This is a genomic window from Lishizhenia sp., assembly GCF_033720595.1.
Classification (GTDB): domain Bacteria; phylum Bacteroidota; class Bacteroidia; order Flavobacteriales_D; family Crocinitomicaceae; genus Lishizhenia.
On the sequence record NZ_JAWWCF010000304.1, the window covers coordinates 1 to 2026 of the forward strand.

Annotated in this window: 2 protein-coding genes; one reads left to right on the forward strand and one right to left on the reverse strand. The window is 33.7% G+C overall.

The window, feature by feature from the left end; genetic code table 11:
* The coding region (locus R3333_RS14275; RefSeq protein ID WP_318959439.1) for an alanine--glyoxylate aminotransferase family protein at positions 1-1074 on the forward strand (1074 nt) is incomplete at its 5' end.
* Positions 1075-1172: 98 nt separating this feature from the next.
* Here the strand turns inward: R3333_RS14275 and R3333_RS14280 are convergent.
* Complete coding sequence (locus R3333_RS14280; RefSeq protein ID WP_318959440.1) at positions 1173-1598, reverse strand: response regulator; 426 nt, start codon at positions 1596-1598, stop codon at positions 1173-1175.
* Positions 1599-2026 lie beyond the last annotated feature (428 nt).

Consider the following 2026-nt stretch of genomic DNA (forward strand, 5'->3'; position numbering starts at 1 on the left):
ATAATTAACCATAGAAGTGATGATTTTGTTGAACTATACACTGATGTAATCGATAAAACTCAACAAGTTTTTCAAACCAAAAATGATATTGTAGCATTATCTGCCTCAGGAACAGGAGCGGTAGAAGCTGGCGTTATAAATCTCATAAAAAAAGGAGATAAAGTCATTATTCCAGTTAATGGTGAATTTAGTAACAGGCTATCTCAGTTAATAGCAGGTCAAGGTGCTGAGGTAATAAAACTTGAAACTCCTCCAGGGCAAAATGCCACCTTTGATCAAGTAAAGGAAGCATTTGATAATAACAAGGATGTTAAAGCATTCTATGTAGTACATAATGAAACTTCTACTGGTACAATGGTAAATTACCTTGACAAGGTATCCGATTTAATATCACGAAATGACTCATACTTTGTTGTAGATTCTGTATCCTTGCTTGGTGGAGCTGAATTACCAGTTGACAAATGGAATATTGATGTTTGTATGACAGGTGCGCAAAAAGCAATTGCTGCACCCCCTGGAATATCCCCTATCTCAATTAGTCCACGAGCCAAAAAATACATGATTGAAAATCCTCCATCTACTATGTACTTCAATTTAGCACGCTACTTCAAATATTATGAAGAATCAAAACATACTCCCTTTACACCAGCATTACCTCTCCTTTATGCATATAGAGAAGCATTAGCAATAATGCTAGAAGAAGGATTAGAAGCAGTTTACAAACGACATAAGGTTTGCTCGGATGCCCTATATTCAGGATTAAGTGCAATCGGTCTTACTCCTTTTGCTAAAGAAGAGGATCGTTCAATATCTATTGTTGCTCTAAATTACCTTGAGGGTTTACAAGACAAAATATTTAGAGATACGTTGGCAAAAAAATTCAAAGTTTTAGTTGCTGGCGGTTTTGGAGATCTAAAGGGGAAAGTATTCAGAGTAGGTTGTATGGGAGAAGTTAGTCAATACCATGTTATGAGGACAATCTCGGCTATTTCATCAACTCTTGCAATGATGGGATATGAAACTGATGCACAAGCCGGTCTAAACACTGCAGAAGAAAAACTCAAAACTCTCTAATCGATGTTAATAACAAGAACGGAATATTTCCTGTTCACAGGTTTGAATTATAGCCAATAATGGAGAATTTTTCAAATTAATGACAGGCAATTGTAACATCAACCCAGAATAGTTGTCAAAAGATTATCAAGTTCAAAGGGCTTTTTCACAATTCCATTTACTCCATCTCTTCTTAACAAATTCTTTACCTGTACTTCAGGTAGATTTGCACCTGTAAATATGAACACATTTTGATCCTTAAGTGTGTCTTCTCCTGCTAAAATTTCTATGATTCCAATTCCCCCTATCACAGGCATCATAACATCCAGTAAAATTACACCAAACTTTTCCTGTCTAATAAGATGTAGTCCTTCAATCGGATCATTTGCAGTTGTAATCTCGAACCCCTTTGCATTGAAGAATTTGGATAACATTGTAGTGGTTTGTTCGTTGTCATCAATTACAAGAATTTTCATATGCTGACCAATTGCTTTTACAGTTTTTGCCTGTTGCCTGGTTTGGTTATTATCAACTTTTGTTTCCATAAGGATTTGATCCATCATATAAATAATAAATAATTCTATATTAGAAATAGTCAGTTAAAATCCAAACCACACGTAATAATTAATTTTTACAAAATACAGTTTTGTGTGATCAGGTTGTCTGTTCAATTCAAAAAAACTAATTTATTTAAATTAAAAAAATTTGCATTTTGTAATGAGCAAACAAGTTTCGGTGAAAATTGATGATGATGTGAACAAGCATATTCAAAAGGTTCAACTAGAATTCAAAAAAGAATATGGTGAATCACTTAGTTTTTCAGTTGTACTAAATGAAATTATTAGAAATTTAATAAGGTAAAAATGCCTTGTAAAGGAATTTGCTCGGATTTTGCTGTTAAGATCTCTAGATTAAAGGGAGGATTATACGAAACAGGGTACAAGCGATGTACAGGTTGTGATATTTTTATTAA

Excerpts from the sequence above, each read along its gene's own strand:
- R3333_RS14280 (WP_318959440.1), bottom strand. The coding sequence starts at position 1,598 with ATGGAAACAAAAGTTGATAATAACCAAACCAGGCAACAGGCAAAAACT.